The 22435-nt window shown below is 46.3% G+C and carries 17 protein-coding genes; 10 read left to right on the forward strand and 7 right to left on the reverse strand.

All coding sequences use genetic code 11. The features are described 5' to 3' along the window. Positions 1-109: 109 nt before the first annotated feature. Complete coding sequence (locus ON006_RS31775; RefSeq protein ID WP_244821843.1) at positions 110-2386, forward strand: tetratricopeptide repeat protein; 2277 nt, start codon at positions 110-112, stop codon at positions 2384-2386. Between the two features lie 119 nt (positions 2387-2505). Here ON006_RS31775 and ON006_RS31780 read toward each other — a convergent pair whose 3' ends face one another. Next, positions 2506-2880 carry a response regulator gene (locus ON006_RS31780; RefSeq protein ID WP_244821842.1) on the reverse strand — a complete coding sequence of 125 codons (375 nt, stop codon included), beginning with the start codon at positions 2878-2880 and terminating at the stop codon, positions 2506-2508. A gap of 384 nt (positions 2881-3264) precedes the next feature. Between ON006_RS31780 and ON006_RS31785 the strand changes: the two genes are divergently transcribed. The 6 genes from ON006_RS31785 to ON006_RS31810 all read left to right on the forward strand — a co-directional run bounded on the left by ON006_RS31785 (position 3265) and on the right by ON006_RS31810 (position 9767). Further along, on the forward strand, positions 3265-3549 hold the full coding sequence (locus ON006_RS31785) for a YtxH domain-containing protein (protein ID WP_244821841.1): 285 nt from the start codon (positions 3265-3267) through the stop codon (positions 3547-3549). Positions 3550-3594: 45 nt separating this feature from the next. Then, on the forward strand, positions 3595-3909 hold the full coding sequence (locus tag ON006_RS31790) for a hypothetical protein (protein WP_244821840.1): 315 nt from the start codon (positions 3595-3597) through the stop codon (positions 3907-3909). Positions 3910-4452: 543 nt separating this feature from the next. Next, a complete protein-coding gene (gene rpoN / locus ON006_RS31795; RefSeq protein WP_244821839.1) occupies positions 4453-5898 on the forward strand; it encodes an RNA polymerase factor sigma-54 in 1446 nt (481 codons plus the stop codon). Positions 5899-5928: 30 nt separating this feature from the next. Further along, entirely contained in the window at positions 5929-7383 is a 1455-nt protein-coding gene (locus ON006_RS31800) for a sigma-54-dependent transcriptional regulator (protein ID WP_244821838.1), read from the forward strand. Positions 7384-7412: 29 nt separating this feature from the next. Continuing rightward, the gene (locus ON006_RS31805) at positions 7413-8840 is read left to right on the forward strand and encodes a hybrid sensor histidine kinase/response regulator (RefSeq protein ID WP_244821837.1); all 1428 of its coding nucleotides are present in this window, start codon (positions 7413-7415) and stop codon (positions 8838-8840) included. Positions 8841-8897: 57 nt separating this feature from the next. Further along, positions 8898-9767, forward strand: a complete 870-nt coding sequence (locus tag ON006_RS31810) for a hypothetical protein (RefSeq protein WP_244821836.1) — start codon at positions 8898-8900, stop codon at positions 9765-9767. 281 nt (positions 9768-10048) lie between these two features. Here the strand turns inward: ON006_RS31810 and ON006_RS31815 are convergent, their stop codons facing one another. The 6 genes from ON006_RS31815 to ON006_RS31840 form a co-directional block, all read right to left on the reverse strand. Beyond that, positions 10049-13156 (reverse strand): efflux RND transporter permease subunit, encoded by a 3108-nt coding sequence (locus tag ON006_RS31815; RefSeq protein WP_244821835.1) that lies wholly within the window; start codon positions 13154-13156, stop codon positions 10049-10051. 177 nt (positions 13157-13333) lie between these two features. Then, complete coding sequence (locus ON006_RS31820) at positions 13334-14422, reverse strand: efflux RND transporter periplasmic adaptor subunit (protein ID WP_244821834.1); 1089 nt, start codon at positions 14420-14422, stop codon at positions 13334-13336. A 55-nt stretch (positions 14423-14477) separates the two neighbouring features. After that, on the reverse strand, positions 14478-15725 hold the full coding sequence (locus ON006_RS31825) for a TolC family protein (protein WP_244821833.1): 1248 nt from the start codon (positions 15723-15725) through the stop codon (positions 14478-14480). 104 nt (positions 15726-15829) lie between these two features. Next, on the reverse strand, positions 15830-17197 hold the full coding sequence (locus tag ON006_RS31830; RefSeq protein ID WP_244821832.1) for a sensor histidine kinase: 1368 nt from the start codon (positions 17195-17197) through the stop codon (positions 15830-15832). A 6-nt stretch (positions 17198-17203) separates the two neighbouring features. Continuing rightward, positions 17204-17890 (reverse strand): response regulator transcription factor, encoded by a 687-nt coding sequence (locus ON006_RS31835; RefSeq protein WP_244821831.1) that lies wholly within the window; start codon positions 17888-17890, stop codon positions 17204-17206. Between the two features lie 3 nt (positions 17891-17893). Further along, positions 17894-18928, reverse strand: coding sequence for an App1 family protein phosphatidate phosphatase (locus ON006_RS31840; protein ID WP_244821830.1), 1035 nt, complete (start codon positions 18926-18928; stop codon positions 17894-17896). A gap of 45 nt (positions 18929-18973) precedes the next feature. Here ON006_RS31840 and ON006_RS31845 point away from each other — a divergent pair, with 45 nt between their 5' ends. From ON006_RS31845 to ON006_RS31855, 3 genes are all read left to right on the forward strand, one after another. Then, positions 18974-19849, forward strand: a complete 876-nt coding sequence (locus ON006_RS31845) for a diacylglycerol/lipid kinase family protein (RefSeq protein ID WP_244821829.1) — start codon at positions 18974-18976, stop codon at positions 19847-19849. A gap of 82 nt (positions 19850-19931) precedes the next feature. Continuing rightward, complete coding sequence (locus ON006_RS31850; protein WP_244821828.1) at positions 19932-21083, forward strand: alpha/beta hydrolase family protein; 1152 nt, start codon at positions 19932-19934, stop codon at positions 21081-21083. A 14-nt stretch (positions 21084-21097) separates the two neighbouring features. Further along, positions 21098-22432 (forward strand): GntP family permease, encoded by a 1335-nt coding sequence (locus tag ON006_RS31855; protein ID WP_244821827.1) that lies wholly within the window; start codon positions 21098-21100, stop codon positions 22430-22432. Positions 22433-22435: the final 3 nt, after the last annotated feature.

Raw genomic sequence — 22435 nt, forward strand, 5'->3', positions numbered from 1 at the left:
ATTGAAAAAATTATATTTTAGCTAGATTTTATTTAAGCAGACAAAGCAATAATTGTAAATCTGGAACATTACTCGTACGTTAGTAGCTTTTGAGCCATTTAACACACGCATGGTACAGAAAATCTACATACTTGTTTCATCAGGTATATTGCTGATGTTGATGGCTTTATCCCCTAATACAGCATCTGCGCAGGATTTTAGTGAGTGCCAGAAAATAGTAAAAGATTTGTTGCCGGTCTTCAACAGGTCATTTGAAGAAAACAACCCGGCATTGCTCCGCGAAGAATCCTACCAGCGCGGAATCCGTAGTTTACAAGCCGCCTATTCGCTCTACCACAAGCGGGCTTTCCAGCCTTCCGATTCTGTTCAACGCATGAACAATGAGGCGGTTATCCTGGCCTTGTCGGGCAATTACCAGAAGGCGCTTCATATTATGGAAGAGCTGGACCTGAGTACCCAGGACGCTTACCTTCATTATAACCGCGGATTGTTCGCCATGCTTTCGGGCCGGTACGAGGCCGCGAGAAATGATTTTGCGGATGCCCCGGGGGGTGTCCAGGCTACGTTGAATACAATGGTTACATATGCGAAGCAAAAGAAATATGGGCAGGCCATTGATTTTGCGGGACAAAACTCCGCAAAGGGTACCGGGGGGAAATGGAATTATAATGTCGGGATGGTTTACAAATTCAATGGTCAGCTAACGGAAGCGGTGGACGAAATGTCGGCAGCAGTCCGCCAGAAAGACGAAATGGCTTACAGGCTGCAAAGAGGGGATATCCTGATGCGCACCGGTAATGAAAAACGAGCTGTCAAAGACTTTGAAAAAGTATCACGGACTCACCCAAAAGCCCAGATCCGCTACGCCAATGCGCTTTTATCTTTGAATCAGTTTGGGGCTGCCAAGGCTGTTTTTGAGAAATACCTGGAAAGTAACGAGCGGACGTTCAGGGGCGATGCTTACCTGGGAATGGGACATTCTTTTTATGGTCTCATGCAGATTAGCGAGGCGCAGCGGTACTACAAATTAGCTTCAACTTTGAAGCGGGAAACGCCCGCTCTGCAATCGGGGATAGGAAATACGCATTTATCAAAACACGAGTACCAGACAGCTTTTACGCTTTTTGATCGGGTTATTAAGAAGGATTCGACCTATCTGCCAGCCTATCTGGGACGCGCTGTCGCGAACTATGGGCAAAAAAAATATGATCTGGCGCTAAAAGATTTCAAAAAAGCGGAAAAAGCATTGAATGAGGATAACAAGTTTTTTGCAGACCTTTTTGTGACCAAAGCTTTTTCAGAATATTACTTGAAGCAAACCACCGGCGCTCAGAGTGATTTTCAAAAGGCGATTAAGCTCGATGGTGCGCGTTACGAGGCGCTGGCTGGAATGAGCAGTATCATGATCGACCAGAAACGCTTCTCGGAGGCAGGACAGTACCTGTCGAAAGCGCTGCAATACGAACAGGGATATGATCTTATGTGGAGCAATTATGGAAACCTGCTTTTGCATTTTGATATGTTTAAGAAGGGTTACCAGGTATTTAAGAAAGCAGTTTCCCTGAATCCTTCCAATGTTAACGCACAGAATGGATGGGGGATAGTGTTGCTTGAAAATGACCAACTGGATAGGTCTATGTCGCTGTTTGACAGCTTGGTGCGTGAGAAACCGGAGTTGCCGTTCCTCCATAATAATCACGGCATCGTGCAGGCGTATATAGGGAACAGGCATGACCAGCGCCATCAGGTAAATGAAGCGAATGCGAGATATGATGGGTCGTATGATGACTTTAAAAAAGCAATGGACGCAGCTCCTTCCAGAAAATTTTATAATGTAAATCAGGGAAATGTATACCGGTACCTTGAAAAGTACGATGAAGCCAAACTGAGCTATCAGAGCTATCAGGACAAAAGCGCACTCAATAACACCGCAGTCATGTATGCGGGGCAAGAGCGTATCAAAGACGCGAAGTACTATCTAGGCATTGCGATCCAGATCGATTCACTGCACAGGGTATTTCAGTATAACATGACGGTTTTGGTTAAAGGCAAACAGAAAGAAATGATGCGACTCGTGGCTTCTTCGGACGAGAACAGCCCTTTTTCGGACATCGGGATCAAATACAGCCGGGATGGTTTCGTAACGATTTACCTCTACGACTATGAGTATGACGTTCTTTCATTCCCTGGGCGTCACTATATGCCGTTGCCGGTGGCGGAATACAAGGAGGATTATTTTATTCCTGAATACGATTTCAAGCTCATAGCCTATCCGAAGAAGAAGTCGGATGCGCCGAAAAACAAAAAGGTAAGATATCATAGCCAGAAGGTGAAGTTGCCTGGCTCACGGGCCAGATCAGGCACCAAATGTCCTGTTCTGTTTTAAAGGAACGCTCAGAATAAGCAAAAAAAATCACTGAGAAATTTTTTCTACGTCTTCTCTCTTGTAAATCCCCACATGAAGTAATTTTTTCTACTCTTTTTAATGCAGTTGGGTAGTATATCTTAACTTTCCCTCTGACTTGTGAGTATGTGCCGGACCTCCACAAAGCTGATTGGCTTATCTAAAAAGTAATCCGCGCCGTTGCGGAAAGCCTCGTCTTTAAGATTTGTCATAGCACTCATCATTACAATTTTGATCTTGCCGCTGTCATACATTTTTTTGATATTTTGGATCTCGTCAATTCCTTTGCCATCGGGTAAGTTGTTGTCAATGAATATCCAATCGGGTTTTATTTCCCTGATACATTGCACTCCGTCCGTTATCGACCCTGCTACCTTGACTGCCGTGTCCGGGAATTTGATATTTAACTGTCTGACTAGAAAATTGCGCATCAATGCCCCCAGCTCCTGCTCATCTTCAATTATTACAATTTTCATAGGGATGTGTTCAAGGTAGAATTTGTAATCATTAGGTCGGAGGTTTTATAAGCTTAAAAATTGTACAATCATGCGCTGCGAGACATTAGTTACAATAAAAGCAATAACCCTGCCATAGTCGGTTAAGTACCCCTTTACTTTTACACGGTTATGTTGTATTGTAATTAAGACGAAATTGTAGAACAGTTGTGCATGATCTACACTTTTTAGGAATATTATTTTACATCACCGGGGAGAAGATTCATTTCAATAACCCTGACTTATATATCTAAACGGCTGATTGTCAATGTTTAAGAAGTTTTTAGGCCGTCACCTGTGATTTGGTACAGGTTTTTCTGTAAAGAACATAAAAAGGTAATTATTCACATTAACCGGAATTGAGTTATGTCAGGTAATAAAGCTTTTTGGGGTATTGTAACTGCTGCAGCTGTGGGCGCAGTAATAGGGCTGCTGTTCGCGCCGGATGATGGTGGCAAAATGAGGAAAAAGATCAAGAAAAAAACCAACAGTTTGGCCAGTGATTTGATAGAGGCGCTTGAGAAAAGCAAAGAGAAAGCATCTGATGCTGCCGACGAAATTAAAAAGGAAGGGCTGGAGTATAAAGATACCGCTGCAAAGAAAGCAGAAGAGTATAGTAGCGCGGCCAAGGAAGAGTGGAATAAATATTAATCCCGCGATCCGGCCATTGCGGCCGGATCGTACTATTTGAAATTTATGCAAAGCAAAATCAAGAATCAGATCAGTCAGCTGGCGGAGTCGGATAAAGTTTCCGGCACGATCACCTACATTAAGGATCTGCTTACCGCAGGCCCACAGGGTGTGACAGGAAAAGGGATGGAATTGGGGGTGGGTGCGGTACTCGCAAGAACTGCATTGGGAAGGCTGCCAGTTCCCTTGAATTTTTTGGCCCCGTTGGTAGTGGAGAAAGTGCTGATGAAGCATGGCGTGGAAGAAGGACGGGAACTGCTTTTGAAATGGCTGCGCTGGATAAAGAAGGCGACTGACGAAGAGCCGGTAACCACGGCGTGATCTTTATTGATACACACTATTTGTTAGTTATCAACACACTATTCATCAACACGGACCCTTCGTAAAACGGAGGGTCTTTTGTTTGTTGAGGCGTCGGGCAAGGGTTTTGTAAATTAATCCCGATATCCCGGGACTGATTCCCTGCAAGAATACAGATGTTCTGGTTTGATCGATAGTTTGACGCTTCTGGCCCGAGGGATAAAAATGACCGGCAAAACGGTTTTGCAATTTGTTTTCAAAATTGATATTGCTGATTATCAGACTTCTATAAAGAAGTCGGGCATGAAAGAAAAAAGACTTGCAAACACATGTCAGGAATTGATGAATGAACTTTCATCAATTTAAAAAGTGTTTTTGGAATGCCGTAGACAGGTCATTGCCGGACTGCAAATGTGGATTACTTCTACAACCTGAATTAAAGTACTCAGTCTGTGGAAATAACTACGCAATCTTGACAAACGGGCCTGCAAGGTGAAGATAGATTAGATAAAGAGTCGTAAATTTAAAGCATCAGAGAATTACAATCTTACCCTTAGTTGCTATATGCAAAGACAGACGCAGACGCAAAGACAGACATTGAAATACTCTCCATTGCAAATTCAGATGCTGAATTTACTGCATTTGACGACAATGGAATTGGAGCAAAGAATAAAGGAAGAACTGGAAGAAAATCCGATACTGGAAGAGGGCAAAGAGGAGAATGCGTCCGAAGATACTGCTGACGAATTTCAAGATCCCGCTGATGCTGCGGGCTCGGGGGACGATACTTCCGTACAGGATTATTACGATTGGGATGAATTTCGGGACGACGACATTCCGGATTACAAGACTTATGCTAACAACCAGTCGCCCGATAATGAATTATATACACGTCCAATGGTGGAATCCATCTCATTCCGGGACGATTTGAAACAACAGGTACACTTCCTGCGACTGGATGAAAGACAGCAGCTTATCGCCGATTTTATTCTTGACTCACTCGACGAAGATGGCTTTTTGAGGAGAGAACCAGAGGTGATCGCGGACGATATTTCATTCGCGAACAGCATGTTTATCGACACCGACGAAGTGAACCAGATGTTGAAAGTTATCCAGCAGCTGGATCCTGCGGGAATCGCCGCCAATGATCTCAGAGAATGTCTGCTGATCCAGCTTGCGAGGTCGGAGAATCAGAATGACATTTGGAAATGGGCGTGCAAGATCGTTACCGATGCATTTGACGAACTGGGTTCACGGAATTACGACAAGATCATGCGCATAACCGGGCTAGACGAGGAATCATTGAAAAAAGCAATCCAACTCATTACAACCCTTAATCCAAAACCAGCCTCGGGCTTACGCAACGATTCGCTTGTGAATGAAAGTATTAAGCCGGACTTTATGCTGAGGTATACAGAGGATGGTGAGATAGAGGTACAGCTTACCTGGGGAAATAGTCCGGCATTGAAACTGAACAAGCTGTTTACCAAAATGGCGGAGCAGAAAAACGACAAGGCGACCAACCAGTTCCTGAAAAACAAGATGAATTCGGCGAAATGGTTTATCGATGCGATCAAGCAGAGAGAAAATACCATGCTGAGCACGCTCAAAGCCATTGTCAAGCTGCAATACGATTACTTCCAGTCCGGCGACATCAAGAAGCTGCGCCCGATGATCCTGAAAGATGTGGCGGAAATTATTGATATGGATATCTCAACTGTTTCCCGCGTCACGACGAACAAATACGTTCAGACGCCATTCGGGATTGTGTTACTGAAAGATCTGTTCACGGAAGGAGTTACGAATGAGGACGGAACGGAAGTATCAAACCGGGAAATTCAGGAAGCGATCAGGGAAATTGTTAGTGAAGAAGAAAAAAGGCACCCTTATAACGATCAACAGATTACAGATATGCTTTCGGACAGAGGATATTCGGTAGCAAGGCGGACAGTGGCCAAGTATCGTGAGCAATTGAATATTCCTACTGCTAGACTGCGTGTTACCATTTAAAACAAACTAAGTTAAGCCTAAAAACCCGGCATGAAAAAAATTGTTGTTGTTGATGATGAGGCAGACATTTGCTTCTTATTGAAGAGATTTTTATCCAAAAATGATTTTATAGTTGAAACAGCGCAAAACGGCAAAGATGGTCTCGCATTGATAGACTCGGTATCGCCAGACCTGGTTATGACCGACTTCCGGCTGGGCGATATTACCGGTACCGAGTTGCTGACTGCCATTAAAGCCAAGCGTCCCAATGTTCCGGTTTTGATTATTACAGGCTATTCCGACATCAAAGTGGCTGTTAGTGTGATGAAGCTCGGCGCCTACGATTACATTACCAAACCTCTTTTTCCGGACGAAATCCTGGTAACGGTGAAGAAAGCCATTGCCGATGCCGAGTCGTCCAAAAATGAGGACGCCGAATACAATTTGCCTGTTTCCGGAGATACTATTGAAACCAGCAAACCCGCCCGGAGAATGCATTCCAAAACCAAGGCAGGTTATATAATGGGACAAAGCGAAATTTCGGATAGCCTTTTCAGGCAGGTGGACCTGGTTGCACCCACCAATTTCAGTGTGATTATTTACGGGGAAAGTGGCTCGGGTAAGGAGGCGATTGCGCAGGAAATACACAACAGGTCGAGAAGAAAAGATATGCCTTTTGTCGCTATGGACTGTGGTGCGATATCCAAAGAACTAGCTGGAAGTGAGCTGTTTGGTCACGAAAAAGGATCGTTTACGGGAGCGCTGCAAACTAAAATCGGCCATTTCGAAATGGCAAATGGCGGCACATTGTTTCTGGACGAAGTTTCCAACTTGTCCTACGAAATACAGGTGGCTTTGCTACGGGTAGTACAAGAGCGCAAGATGCGCCGGATCGGTGGCTCGAAGGAGATAGACCTGGATGTACGGATCCTTGTGGCGAGTAATGAACGACTGCTTGATTCTGCCCGGAATGGCAAGTTTCGTGAAGATTTGTATTATCGTTTCAATGAATTTACCATTGAAGTACCGGCATTAAGGAACCGTAAAGACGATATGATGCTGTTTGCGAATTCTTTCCTGGAAACGACCAACGTGGAGCTCAACAAGAACGTGATCGGGTTTTCGGAAGAGGTTAAAAATGATTTCATCAACTACTCCTGGCCGGGTAACCTTCGCGAACTGAAGAACGTGATCAAACGCGCCACACTGTTGTCTGACGGAGACTTAATCGAGGAAAAATCGCTGCCTTTTGAAATCGTCAATTACAAGAAATTGAAAGACCTTGATGATGAACCCAACATACTCGCTGCAACCCTGCCCGGTGCGGTCGATGCGCTGGACGGTGACGACTCCAAACCGAGCCTGAAAACAGTAGCAAATGAGGCGGAATACGATATGATCATGCAGGTGTTGAGAGATGTGAATTTCAATAAGAGCAAGGCAGCCCGGCTATTGAATATCGACAGGAAGACCCTGTACAACAAGATGAAGCAGTTTGATATTTAGTAGGGAAGAAAGGTGAGACACGAACTGCAATGAATAAACTGATCAAGGTCCTTCTCGTCGATGACGACGAAGATGATTATTTTCTGACACGGGAATATTTTCAGGATTTGGTGAACTGGAAATTTGATATAACCTGGTGTTCAACATTCAGAGACGCGCAAGACCGTATCAGGAATGAAAAATTTGACCTGTATCTTTTCGACTATTTATTAGGCGAAAGCACAGGGATTGACCTCATTGAGCTGGCCTGCCAGTTTGAATGCGAAGAACCTATCATTCTTTTGACAGGCAAAGGCGACACCAAAATCGCTGTTGAGGCACTCCGCCTTGGAGCGGCCGACTATCTCATCAAAAGTGAACTGGATGCCGAAAAACTGGAGAGAAGTATCCGGTATGCATTGGAACGGACTTCGGTTATGAAGGCCTTGAAGCATAGTGAACGCAGATACCGCCGCATTTTTGAGGAATCCAATGACTTCCTTTTCATTAGTGATCTTTCCGGAAATATCATTGACCTCAATGCATCGGCTGGTGTGCTGACGGGTTATCCCGAAGACGATCTCAAACTGCGGAACATACTGGATCTGATCGAAGATCCTCAGTTTGATATGCTATGGCAAAATATCGCCGAACATACCATTCACGATTACGAGATCCGGTTATTGACGAAGGACGGCGATAAGAAATACTGTCTCTTTTCGGCCTCTGTCGAAATCGATGATGATCATCCTTACATCCAGGGCCGGATCCACGATATGACCGCCCGGAAACAGTCGGAAAGAGAAAGGCTTTTCTCTGAGAAAATGGCGGTTACGGGCCGGTTGGTGCGAATGCTGGCGCATGAGGTACGCAATCCGCTTACCAATGTGAACCTTTCGGCAGAGCAGCTGGAAATGGAGCTGACGGACGAAGACCAGAAATTTTACACCGAGATTATCAAACGAAATTGCACGCGGATCAACGATCTGATCTCGCAATTGCTGCAACCGTCCGGTTCGGAAGACATTGAGCTGGTCAACAACTCGGTACATTCTGTGCTCGATCAGGCGATTAAGGCAGCTCTTGACCGCGTTCAGCTGAAAAGGATCCAGATCGCCAAACAGTTTGCAGAAGAAGAGATGGACTTACCGCTTGATCCGGTATCCCTGGAAATGGCTTTCCTCAACCTCATCACCAACGCAATCGAGGCAATGGAGGAGGACCGCGGAATTTTGCGCATCGCCACCAAAACCCAGGGAGAGATGATCCAGGTTATTTTTACGGACAATGGATCCGGTATCAGTGAGGACGATATGGAGAAAATTTTTGAGCCTTATTTTACCGGGAAAAACAATGGAATGGGCATCGGGCTGTCCACTACCATGAGCATTATCCACGCGCATCACGGGCGGATAGATGTGCAGTCGCAACTGGGTATCGGAACAACCTTTACAATCAGTTTCCAGACTAGCAAATAATCTGCAACGATCAGGCATACGGGCGCGTAATCTTAAAAAAAGGCCGGACCGTATGTTATGAAATCACTCTTTACCTTCATCATTTTAATGGTAGTCAGCGTCCATGCATTCGCGCAGGATCAGGGCGACTACTACCGTAAAATCTACACGCGCCCGCTTGGCGCAAAGCCTTACACGACCGAATCATTGCTTAAAAAATTTGGAGATATCCGTACCCTGAACCGGTGGTACGTCGGTGTCGACGGGTTTGTGAGATCGGATAAAAATACATTAACCAATGATTTTGACGGCTTGATCGGCACCGAATCGCCGACGGTTTCCGCGTGGAGTGTGGTGGTAGGAGGAGTATTCCGCGAACAATGGTCGGTGGAAGCCGAATATGCGCATTCGGCTATTCATAATGTGCTGCTAATTAATGGTGATAATCCGCTAAGGTACCAGCTGGAAAACGAGAAGAACAGCTTGATCGTCCGAGGGAAAATGCGGCTGCTTTTTGGAAAGCCCACCGTCAGACGTTCTGCGTTCTGGATCAGCGCGGGTGCTGGGATAGTGCCCAATACCGGCAAGCAAAAGGATTACATGGAATTTTACGGATATAGGGAAAAGGGTAGAAGACAGGGAGTTGATACATTGTTTTTATCCAGCGACACGCGCATTAATTCTGCCATGACCGGTATTGCAGAGGTATCTGCGGAATATGTGATCAAAGTTGCGAAGTCTATCGACCTTAGTTTATTTGCCCGAAAGCAATGGGGATTTGGCAATTCCATCACCACAAACCTGATTTATACGGTCAATAACAAGGAAATGCAGCAGGCCAAAATAGAAGGTGACGGCTCGGGCTGGAACTTCGGCATATCGCTACGTTATGTGTTTCACATTGGCTACGATTTTTCACCGTTGAGCCACGTAGGCGGTAAGATATGACACCACATAGCCCAGGGCTTCAGCCCTGGGTACCGTCCGCGGGCGCCCGGGCACCGACATCTACGGACGCCCCGGCACCGACATCCGCGGGCGCCCCGGCCCCGACATCCGGGGACGCCCCGGCCCCGACATCCGGGGACGCCCCGGCACCGACATCCGCGGACGCCCCGGCCCCGACATCCGCGGACGCCCCGGCCCCGACATCCGCGGACGCCCCGGGCACCGACATCCGCGGACGCGCACAAACCCAAGGCTAAAGCCCTGGGTTTGGTGGCATATCCTTACGCGTATTTCGAGGTTTTGATCTTGCGATTGAAAAATCCGTAGATGATCGGAAAAATGAGCAGGGTAAGGACCGTGGCCGTTATCAGCCCGCCAATCACCACGATCGCCAATGGTTTTTGCGTTTCTGAACCGATACCGGTCGATGTGGCTGCGGGAAGCAAGCCGATCGCTGCCATCAGTGCGGTCATGATCACTGGCCGGATCCTGGATTTTACACCTTCTCTGATCGCATCATCCAGGGACATTCGTGCTGCGAGATTTTTGTTAAAGACTGATATCAGAATTACCCCATTCTGCACGCAGAGACCAAAGAGCGCTATAAAACCGACGCCTGCCGAAATCCCGAAATTCATATGGGTAACATGGAGGGCAAGTATCCCGCCGATCAGTGCAAAAGGTACATTGATGAGTACGAGCCCGGCATCTTTGGCATTGCTGAACATAATGAACAGTAATATGAAGATTCCTATCAAGCTTATGGGAACAACTTGTCCCAACCTTGCAGTAGCGCGCACCTGGTTTTCAAATTCTCCTGACCAGTTTACAGAGTAGCCTTTTGGAAGTGTTTTTAACAATGGTTTCACCCGATTTTGAGCATCGGCAATGGTACTTCCCAAATCTCTTTCACGTACCGAGAATTTCACCCCGATAAACCGTTTATTGTTGTCACGATATACAAATGCAGGCCCAGTGACGGTTTTGATGGTTGAAATTTCTTTCAAAGGAATTTTGCCGCCGGTCATTGTAGGGACCATCAGTTGCTGAATATCATCGACCGTCCGGCGGTACTGCTGCTCATAGCGCAGCCTGATGTCAAATTTGCGTTCACCTTCATAAAGTATTGACGCTGTTTTTCCACCGATGGCCATTTCAATCACGGCTTGTGCGTCGGCGGTACTCACACCGTACTGCGCCATTTTATGGTCATGCAGGATTACGCTAACCTCAGGCTGTCCGATATTTCTCAGAATACCAACGTCTTTGATCCCCGGAACGTCTTTGATCGCTTCCAAAACCTGATTGGCCTTGTCATTCAATGTTTCAAGATCATCGCCGTAGATTTTTACAGCATTACTCGCATTCATTCCCGCAACAGCTTCCGCCACATTGTCGATAATGGGTTGTGAATAATTGTAATTGATTCCCTGGAATTGTTTCAATTTTTTGTCCATTTCCTCGATCAGATCGTCCTGACTGATCTTGCGCGTCCATTCCGATTTTGGTTTCAGGTTAACCTGCATTTGAACATAATAGAAACCGGAAGGGTCGGTACCGTCATTGGAGCGTCCTGTTTGGGATAGCACACCATTAACCTCCGGAAATTCATTCAATTTCGCTCGCAGGATTGTGACCATTTTGATGGTTTCGTTCAACGAGCTGCTCATCGGCATTTTCGCCTCCACCCACAATGCGCCTTCATTTAATGTTGGCAGGAATTCGGTACCAAGAAACTTGGCGGAAAAAAGACTGATACCTAAAAACGCTGTCGCAAGAATTACACTGATCTTTTTCCGCGTGTAGCACCATTCAAAACCCCTCGTTACCGCCCTGTCGAAGAAGCGGACGATTGGATTGCTCTTTTCGCGGACATTTTTATTGAGCAACATAGAGCAAAGCACAGGTACCAGCGTGAGCGTATACAGTAGTGCGCCCAGTAATGCAAACCCGAGCGTATAAGCGAGTGGCGTAAACATCTTTCCCTCGACTTTTTGAAAACTGAAAATCGGGATCAATGCCGTGATAATGATCAGTTTGGAGAAGAATATAGCTTTCCCAAGCTCGCCGCCTGTACGTTTGATCAGTCCCAGTTTTGACAACTTGTTGTACCGCTCCATACCATTTCGATGCGCCAGATGGTCCAGCGCCACGAAAATCCCTTCCACCATCACCACAGCCCCGTCAATAATGATCCCGAAATCGATCGCACCCATGGAAAGCAGGTTGGCCGACATTCCCATCAGTTTCAGGCACATGAATGCAAACAGCAGCGCCAGCGGGATAATAATCGAAACAATGATCGTCGTGCGCCAGTCAGCCATGAATACAAATACGATGACGGTCACCAGCACAATGCCTTCAATGAGGTTGTGTTTTACAGTATGCGCACAAAATTCAATCAGGTTATCACGGTCGTAAAAAGTGACCATTTTGACATCAGGAGGAAGTATTTTGGTGTTCAATTCCTCCACCTTATCCTTTATACGCGTCAGTACCTCACTTGGGTTCTCGCCTTTGCGTTGCACCACAATCCCTTCCACCACATCATCATTTCCATCCAGCCCCACCTGACCAACCCGCGGCATATCCGACTCTTTCACATCGGCAACATCCTTCACGAGCACGGGGTTATCCTTCACAAACTCGACGATAATGTTCTGGATATCAGGGATAGAGTTCAGTAACCCGATCCCCCGAACCACATAAGCTTGCCCATTCTTTTCAATCACATCGCCACCGACATTGACATTACTTTTCGTAACGGCCTGATACACTTCCAGCGGGGTAATGTTGTATTTTACCAGCTTGGTGGGGTTTACCTGCACTTCGTAAATTTTCTCGCGACCACCGAACGCAACCACGTCTGCCACACCCGGAATACTTCTCAGCTGTCTGTCGATCACCCAGTTGTGTAATGTCAGGAGCTCGCGGCTGTCGCGGTCTTTGCTTTTTAATGTAAACCTGAAAATCTCACCGGTGGGCCCATAAGGAGGCTGCACGTCCGGCTCCACACCTTCGGGAAGCGAGATATTTCGCAGCTGATTATTAACCTGCTGCCGGGCAAAGAAATCCTCAACGCCGTCATCAAAAATGATTTTGATAATGCTAAGTCCGAACATCGTGGTGCTGCGGACATTGGATTTCTGCTGTACCGAATTCATCGCCACCTCAATGGGAACCGTCACAAACCGCTCGATCTCCTCCGCACTACGGCCGTTCCATTGGGTAACAATGATAATTTGTGTGTTGGTGACGTCCGGAAACGCTTCCAGGGGGGTATTTTGGTAGCTGACAACACCTGCGACAATCAGCAGGCCGGTCATGAAGAATATGAAGAACCGGTTTTTCAAAGAAAAGCCGACAATTCCCCGAATGAATTTATTCATTTATCTAATGAGTGAATTAGTGAATGACTGAATTAGTGAATGACTGAATGAGCCGCCGTGGAACGGGGAATGAGTGAATGAGTATGAATGTTTAAGTTTGAGGATGGAGCGATTTTTATTTTTTTATTCACTCATTCAGTCATTCGAAATTGACTTTCTCATTCACTCATTCAAAATTCAATCATTCAGCGCATCATACACCAGTAGTTGGTTTTTTGAAATAACGGTTTCGCCAGGCTGCAGGCCACCTTTGATATAGGTACGGTTGGCAAGAGAGCGATAGACATCTACCGGCCGGGTTTCGATCTTGGTGCGGCTGTGGTACACCATTACCCAGTTTTTGCTCCGGTCAAAAATGATAGCCTGCGATGGAATGGCCTGCATTTTGCTTCCCTCTTCAAAGTTGAGGCTCACCGTCGCATGCATTTCAGGTTTTAGTTTAAAGCCCACATTCTGCAACTGGATACGGATTTTCATGGCCTTGGTATCCGGGTCAAGTACGTTGTAGATTTTATCGACTTTGCCTTTAAAAACTTCATCCGAGAAGCTGATCGTCCGCACCTCGGCAGGCATACCCAGCTGAATGCGTGGTATATCGCTTTCATTTACATTCGCCATTACCCATACATCCGCGATTTGCCCGACGGTGAACAGGCTTTCCGAATTATCAGAACGAAGCTGCATGCCGCGGTTCACATTTTTATCAATAATAAACCCATTGATCGGCGACTTAACCGTATAATTGGTGGATTTGCCCAAACCATAAATAGAAAAAATCTCCTTTACGCGACTGAGCTCGGCCTGGGCCTTGTCCACCATTTGGCGGGCTGTAATGACGTCACGCTCAGGTACCAGCTTACTTTCGAAAAGGTCTTCGGTAGATGACAGGTTCTTTTGAGCAATCAGCAAGTCTGACTGTGCCTGGATCATCTGACGCTCAAAATCGGCCACTTCACCAGAGCGGATCGTAGCGAGTTTCTGGCCTTTGTGAACATTATCGCCCAATTCCACATCTACCTCCTCCACATTGCCGCCTACCAGCGGGTATACTTTAATGACCTGATTTTCGTCCGGGACCACTTTGCCGACCAGGGTCAGTTCATTACGCACAGGTTCGGTGCGTACGGTGTCAAGCGTGATGCGGCTCATCATGGTGTCCGACAGCATGAATGCCTTGGACTCGTCATTGGTTTCTTTCTTTTTATCGCAAGATGTCAGCCAAACGCCGATAGAGGCTATCATGACAACATAAATGGGGTTTTTCATTTGGAATTTTTTTGTGGCAAAGCCGTGATGTAAGAAGTTTCGTTCAGTGTTATGGTCAATTGAATAGCTCTTCGCCGACGACGAAATTGAGCTCTTCGTAAACTTTGATGCGGTCGGCCTGCAAGCGATTATACTCTTTAATGCTCTCGTTGTAGGTTTCAATAAAATCGATGAATTCGAGAAGGGTAATGTTACGTTTCTGGAAATTGTCGTAGATACCACTGCTGAGTAGCTGAAACTGATCGGTAAACTGGCTCTCAACGCTCTGATAGGCTTTTTCCGCAATGCCCACTTTTTGAACTGCGGCGTCTACCTCATTGTTGACGCTGTTTTGTTTAGCGCCTTCTGCGGTTTTGTAATAGCTGATACTGCTTTTGGCAGCTTTTATATTTCCCTGATTCCTGTTAAAAAACGGCAACGCAATGGAGGCATTCAAGCCGAAATAGTTATTGACATAATTACTGGCCTGATCGTACACAGCCCCTACCTGAATGTCGGGAACGGCCAGGGCTTTTTGCAAAGTGTAGTTCAGCTCAGCCTGCTTGGTCGACGATTGCGCGACTTTCAGGTCGGCGCGGCTTTGTAATGCTTTTTCTTTTAACAAAACAGGCGTATATCTGCTGAGCTGGTACCGTTGGATGTCCGAACTGTCCACCACCGACCTTACAGGTCGTTCGGTATTCAGTAATGTGCGGAGGTCGCGCTGGTTTTCCTGCAATTCAAAAAGAATGTCAGCACGATCATTGGTAAGCTGAAAGAGAAGGGCTTTTAAACGTACAACTTCTTTAAGAGAGATATTTTTGCGGTTGTATTCCTTTTCAAATGCGCTAACTGTCGTGTTGAGCGTGTTGATCTGGTTGTCGTATAGCGCAATGGTCTGTTCAAGATAGTAGGACTCGAAAAAGATCTGGCGCAGCTCGAATTTTAATGTACGGATCAGGTCGTAAAACTGATATTCACTTTTGCGGGTAGATTCCACATCAAGTGCTACCTGCTTGTTACGTTTTCCGGCGCGGGTGATCAGTTGCTGAATGGTAAATGCTTTTTGACCATTGCGGCCCACATCCAATGCACCGCGTGAAGGATTGTATGCGCTGATCTCAACACCAAATGTAGGGTTGTTCCAAAGCTTGTCCTGAATTTCAATCGATTTGGCAATGTCGATCTGGTACTTTTCTGCAAGGAGTTCCAGGTTATTTTGAAGAAAAAGGCTATCGGCCTGCCGGATGGATAGTCTGAGAGAATCCTGTGCGTGTAATCCGGTTGACAAACAAATTAAAAGCCCGATGATGTAGGTTCGCATAATTTCTGTTTTAGAATGATGCGATATTCCGACACTGGTATTACAACAGCCTTAAAATAACCTTAGAAAAAAATTAGAATGCCAAAAGGGGTCAATGGAGCTCCTCAGACGTGGTTAAGCTGCACCTTAAACTCGCTTCCACTGCCGGGTTCGCTGATGACGGAAATGGTACCGTGGTGTAGCTCCACGATCCGCTGGCAAATGGAGAGGCCAATGCCGAAGCCGGGAAGTTCGGATGCATTGGAAGATCTGAAAAAAGGATTGAAAATATGAGGGAGATCTTCCTCACTGATCCCGATCCCCTGGTCCCTCACTTTCACAGTGCATGATTTGTCGTCGGAAGAGATCAGGATCTGGGCGTGATGATTGTGCGAATATTTACACGCATTGTCGAGCAGGTTGGAGAAAACCCTTTTCAATAATTCCTCATTACCCTGGATCACAGTCTGGTTCTCATTTTCAGGGATCATCTCATAGTCGATCACCACATTGTAGTCAGGGTGGGAGGATAGGAGTTCTTCTTTGGCCAAAAATGCGAGGTCTTCAATATGGATCGGGGACATTTTCATGGTACCGATGTTCTCATACGAGCGCGCGAGAAAAAGCAGGTTATTGGTAATGCTGATCAGCCGCTCGGTATCTGAGAAAAGATTGGTAAAGACTTCCTCGATCTCCGGATTATTTTTGTTGAAACGCTGCCCGAGCTGAATTTCGGATTTTAATGCGGCTAGGGGAGTTCGCAGTTCATGGGAGGCATGGGAAACAAAACTTTTTTGTTGTTCAAATGCCTTGTTGAGCCGGTACAGTACAGTATTAAAGTTAATGGCAAGCTGCGCGATTTCGTCTTTCCGGTTGCCTTCATCCAGTTTTTGTGAAAGATTCTGGGCGGTGATCAACGATACCTGCTCATTGATCCTGCTAATCGGCCGTAACGCATTGCTGGCAAAGTAAACCCCCAACCCCACGGTAACGGCTATACCTGCCAGCAACCCCCAGCCCAATGTGCTTCTAAGGTTATTCAGTTTGCTGTGCCCGAATGTGTCGTACGCCGAGGCAAGTACGGCCAACGGCTCGTCGCCCTCCGTATAAAGCAGTCCGATCACTTCATTTTCGCCCTGATGGAATTCCATATACTCCTTTTCGCGGACATCATTGAGCAATGAAGGATGGTAGGTCAGCAACTTGTCGTCGACGCTGGAATAGATCAGTTCATTATTTTTATCAAAAATCAGGACCTTTTCATCCAGCATTTCCGACAATGTGTTCTGATCAATGGTTTTGAGCAGGTCTTTATCAATGCCTTTTACTTTTACCAAAAGACGACAGGTAGTGCGGGCGCGGCTTTTCAGGCGGTCATAAAATTCTTCCTGCCGGTAATGCTCGGAAACACTGTAAATCGCGATTGAAAACAACAGCAGTATCGCCGCTACAAGGAGCGTAAATTGAAGAGCGATACGGTCTTTTATTTTCATGTCAGGCTATTCTTCTTTCATAATGTACCCCATTCCCGGCCGGGTATGGATGAGCTTGGTAGCGTAGTCTTTATCTACTTTTTTGCGTAAATAATTGATATACACCTCTACTACATTGGTTCCGGGGTCGAAATTCAGATGCCATACATGCTCCGCCAGATCCATTTTTGAAACCACTCTTCCGCGGTGAAGCAGGAAGTATTCGAGTAAGGCAAATTCTTTGGCTGTCAGATCGATTGCATTCCCGCCGCGTTTTACCTGTTTGGTACCTAAGTTCATTTCCAGGTCCGCGATCCGCAATATTTTGTCGGTCGATTCAGGATTCAGCAATTCCGAAACACGCAATGCTGCATTGATGCGGGCCATTAGCTCCCGGAAATCAAATGGCTTTACGATATAGTCGTCCGCTCCGCGTCCCAGCCCCTCGATCTTGTCTTCAATCTCACCATAGGCCGTGAGCATGATAATGGGCAGGGAAGGCTTGTACATGCGTACCTGCTGGCACACATCGTACCCTTTCATGCCCGGGAGGTTTACGTCGAGCAGTACCAGGTCAAATTTTTTGTCCAGTGCGAGTTGCTTGCCGGTAATCCCGTCGTAGGCGATCTCAGCCTCGAAATTCTCTGCGGCCAACCCGCGGAAGATGTTTTGGGCAATACGTCGGTCATCTTCAACAATGAGGATTTTTTTCATAAGTCAGCGGGCATCTTTCGGTACCAGGGGTATCGGCGGCTCCACAGGTGTTTGAAACACCAGGCCTTTATCCAGAGAATGGATGATGGCTTTATTACTGTGGGCAAAATAGCAGGTGTCGATACCCAGGTCCTGAATATTTTTCAGCAGCAAGGTAGTGAAAGGTTTGCTTCTTTTTCGGGTTTGCCGGATATACACGGCCCGGATGCTGGTGGGGAATGTCTGGCACACTTCCTCGTAAATTTCCGGATCTTTCTGGGAATCATCTCCCACCAGGATAAACTGCAGTTCGGGATAGAAATTAATAATATTATGAATTTTCCGAAGCTTGTGCGTATGTGAGCCTCCTCCGGTCATAACGAAATCATCCAGCCCGGATTTGATCTTTTTAAGTTTCAAAACAGCTTTTGGCAATCCATTCAGTTCAGCGAAGCGCACGATCATATCATACAAATTCCACTCGCTACTGGACACGTAGAAAAATATGTTGCTGTCTTTTTGCGGATGGGCACGGCTTGCAAATGAAAGCAGCTGATAATGTTTTACGACGTCGTCAAACGGCTTTCGGGCTTGTACATTTCTTGACAATAAAACAAAAAGCTTCCGGAATGAGCGCCTGCTGTGCGAGATCAGGAAGGTGTCGTCAATGTCGGAAATGATGCCATAGGAGCTCTTGTAGGGGAGGAAAAACTCTTCTTTCGAAGCCGCGTAGTACTTTTTGCCATTAATTTCGTCGTCTACTATCACTTCATAGGTATGCCACCCGCTGGCCATGCTTTCATGAAAAGGGACTTGAAAACGGAAATATCCGTCAGCTTCCGCAATGGTTTCAGCAACCAGATCGCCCACCTTGAGCACCACTTTCAGGAACGGAATAGTTTTGATAGAGAAAAGCTCAATAATGGTCCTGGCATAACGAAATCCGTTGCGTGTGTACTTATGGTCTCCGGAAGGATATTTTTTGACAACATGACCGAATACGACTAATTCCTTTTTATTGGCATAACCACGGTACAATTTTAAGTCACAACGTTTCATAACTATCTTTAACCACTTAGACTTGAAGTCCCTAATTTAAAAAATATGTTTTCAGAACGAAAGGTTTTGTTGGTGGTCAACCCCATATCAGGGGACGTGAACAAGGATGTGATTTTTGAGCGGGTTATCGAAAAAACAAACGAAGAGGGCTATGATCTTCGCATTTATTCCACCACCGGCGACCACGACCTGGAAACCATTCAGGAAATGGTTACTAATATCAAACCAGAGCGGGTGCTGGTGGCAGGCGGTGACGGAACAATTTCCCTGGTAGCCGAAACAATTCGTCATTCTGAGATCATTTTGGGGATCATTCCGGCGGGCTCCGCAAATGGTCTTTCAGCTGATTTTGGCCTTTCAGGATCCATTGATCAGGCTATGGAAGTGGCTTTTGGGGACAAATCCATTTGTATTGACGCTGTCAGCATCAACGGAGATATCAGCCTTCATCTCAGCGACATCGGACTGAATGCTTTGCTGGTAAAAAATTACGAGGATAGCGATACCCGTGGCAAAATGGGGTACGCCCGGGAAATGCTGAGGACATTGAGCGAGCATGAAAATTTCGAAGTACGCATCACGACCGACAAGGGGGTGATTGAGACAGAAGCGCTGATCGTCATTATTGCCAATGCACAGAAATACGGGACGGGCGTAAGCATTAATCCTATCGGCGACATGTCTGATGGTTTTTTTGAACTAGTTATTGCCAAGAAGCTCGATTTTATTGAAACGGCGAAAATTCTGGCCGGTAATACGGATTTCAACCCGGAAATCATGCAGGTGGTGTCTGTCCAAAAAGCCACGATAGAATGTCTCGACAAAGAAGCACATTTTCAGATTGACGGAGAGTACAAAGGAATGGTGAAGCATCTGGAAACGCATATTGTCAAGGGTTATGTACGGGTCGCAATTCCTTAAATCCGGCGGCAGATAGTTAGAGTAACCTGTGCGGCTTTCTTTCTTTTGTAAAAATTAATTCACTTTCTTCTACCGGTTCAGCATGAAGGCAATTTCTATATTCTGCAGTGTTCTATTTTTGGTTAGTAATGTATTCGGTCAAACCGCCGAGCTATGTCAGGGCGCGTATTTTACAGAGCCTGAGGGCAAAACGTTTCTCGAAAAACATGCAGTATCTTCCAAGTTGGAGTGGGAAACCCGGGCCGAAAAAATCAAAAAGCAGATCCGTGAAGGTATGGGGCTGACAAGCCTTCCCGCCAAACCAACCTCGAAACCCATTGTTCACAGCAAAAAGGTAATGGATGGCTATACCATTGAAAACGTGGCGTTTGAGAGCATGCCAGGGATATATGTGACAGGAAATTTGTACAGGCCGATCAAAAAACAGAAATCATATGCCGGAATTTTGTGCCCGCACGGGCATGGTGAAAACCCGCACGGCAGGTTCCGTGAGCAGACGCAGAAACGTTGCGCGACGCTTGCCAGAATGGGCGCCGTGGTGTTTGTATATGATATGGTGGGGCAGGGCGATTCGAAGCAATGTGAACACAAAATGGCCAAAGCATTGAAACTTCAAACCATCAACAGCATTCGCTCGCTGGATTATCTTTTGTCCATTCCCGGCATTGATCCTGAAAGAGTGGCAGTAACCGGCGAGTCAGGCGGAGGTACTCAGACCTTCCTGTTGGCTGCCTTGGACAATCGCGTAAAAGTGTCGGTACCAGTGGTCATGGTGTCTGCCCATTTCTTTGGCGGATGTGTGTGTGAAAGCGGGTTGCCGATTCATAAAAAAGGAGACTACCAGACCAATAATGTGGAGATAGCAGCACTCGCAGCACCTCGTCCCATGATCATGATCTCTGACGGTGGTGATTGGACTAAAAATACCCCGGAAGTAGAATATCCCTTCATCCAGAATATTTACGGGCTTTACGGTAAAAAGAGCCAACTCGAAGCGGTTCATTTGGCCGATGAAAAACACGATTATGGCCCGTCGAAAAGAAAAGCAATGTATGGTTTCATGGCAAAACACCTCGGCCTGGATCTCAAATCGGTGACAGATGCTCAGGGTAATATTGATGAAGGTCCCTCAAAACTGCTTGAAATCAAAGATCTTGAAGTTTTCAACACAGCGCATCCCCGGCCAGCCAATGCGGTGATGGGTGATGAAGCGGTACTAAGCCTTTTGCAGTAAACCGCGGACCTCCGATGATCATATTTATAGTTCTTGCTGCCATTGTATTTATTGTTTTAAGTTCTACGGTTTTAAAAATGCACCCGCTGGTGGGCCTGCTGCTGGCGGCGATAGGGGTAGGGGTTTTTGCCGGGCTACCTATCGACAAACTTGCTGAAACGATTGGTAAAGGTTTTGGAGAATTAATGTCCAAAATCGGCCTGATGGTGATTCTGGGATGTGTCATCGGTGCCATTCTCGATAAATCGGGTGCGGCTATCAAGGTGGCTGACGTAATTTTGAAATTGTTTGGAGAAAAAAGACCTGCATTTGCTATGTCGGTTATCGGCGGGATTGTAGGTATACCCGTATTTTGTGATTCAGGGTTTATCATTCTTCATAAGCTGAATCAAATCGTTGCGAAAAGGACTAAACAGCCGCTGGGTACCATTGCATTGTCATTGTCTGGCGGCCTTTTTGCCACGCATACATTGGTCCCGCCTACGCCCGGGCCACTCTCCGCCGCGGGGAATCTCGGCATAGCAGATTCTGTCGGTGTGGTGATCCTGATCGGCTTGATCGTCTCCATTCCAAGTCTTTTCCTTTCCACCTGGTTTGCCGGGAAATATGCCAGGAAAGTAGAGCTGACCGAGACTTCGGCAGTTGAGGAGCCCATACTTCTTCGGGAAGAGCAGCTACCTCCCGCCTGGAAAGCATTCATGCCGATCGTATTGCCCATTTTGTTGATCACGCTGGCATCATTTGCCAAAATCCTGAATTTCCCAGAGGTATGGATCAAATGGCTGGGATTCCTGGGCAGCCCACTCGTTTCGTTTCTGCTGGCCATTTTTTTCAGCTATTCTTTATTTCCGGAGTATGCCGCCGAACGTATGATGTCTTGTTTCAAAAGTGGAATCGAACATTGCGGAACTACTCTGGTGTTGGTGGGTGCGGGGGGAGCATTTGGCGCGATATTAAAAGAAACTTCACTCAAAGAAATGGTTAGTCAATGGCTGTTACATAACGAAATGTCTGGCGGATATTTACTGATGATCGCATTTCTGATAGCAGCATTCTTCAAAACGGCGCAGGGGTCAACAACTTCCTCTATGGTGTTGACAACAAGTATATTAGCACCATTGCTGGCATCGCTGGGCTTTGTAACACCGATTCAGATTACATTAGTAGTGATGGCCGTAGGAAGCGGGGCTATGATTGTTTCCCATACCAATGATGCATGGTTCTGGGTCGTTTCACAGTTTACAGGAATTTCATCGAGAGATACTTATCGCACTCACACGATCCTGACGGGATTGCAGGGATTAGCAAGCTTTGCTACGACGATGGTGTTGTATTGGATATTGGGATAATGG

This window comes from Dyadobacter pollutisoli, assembly GCF_026625565.1.
Lineage (GTDB): Bacteria > Bacteroidota > Bacteroidia > Cytophagales > Spirosomataceae > Dyadobacter > Dyadobacter pollutisoli.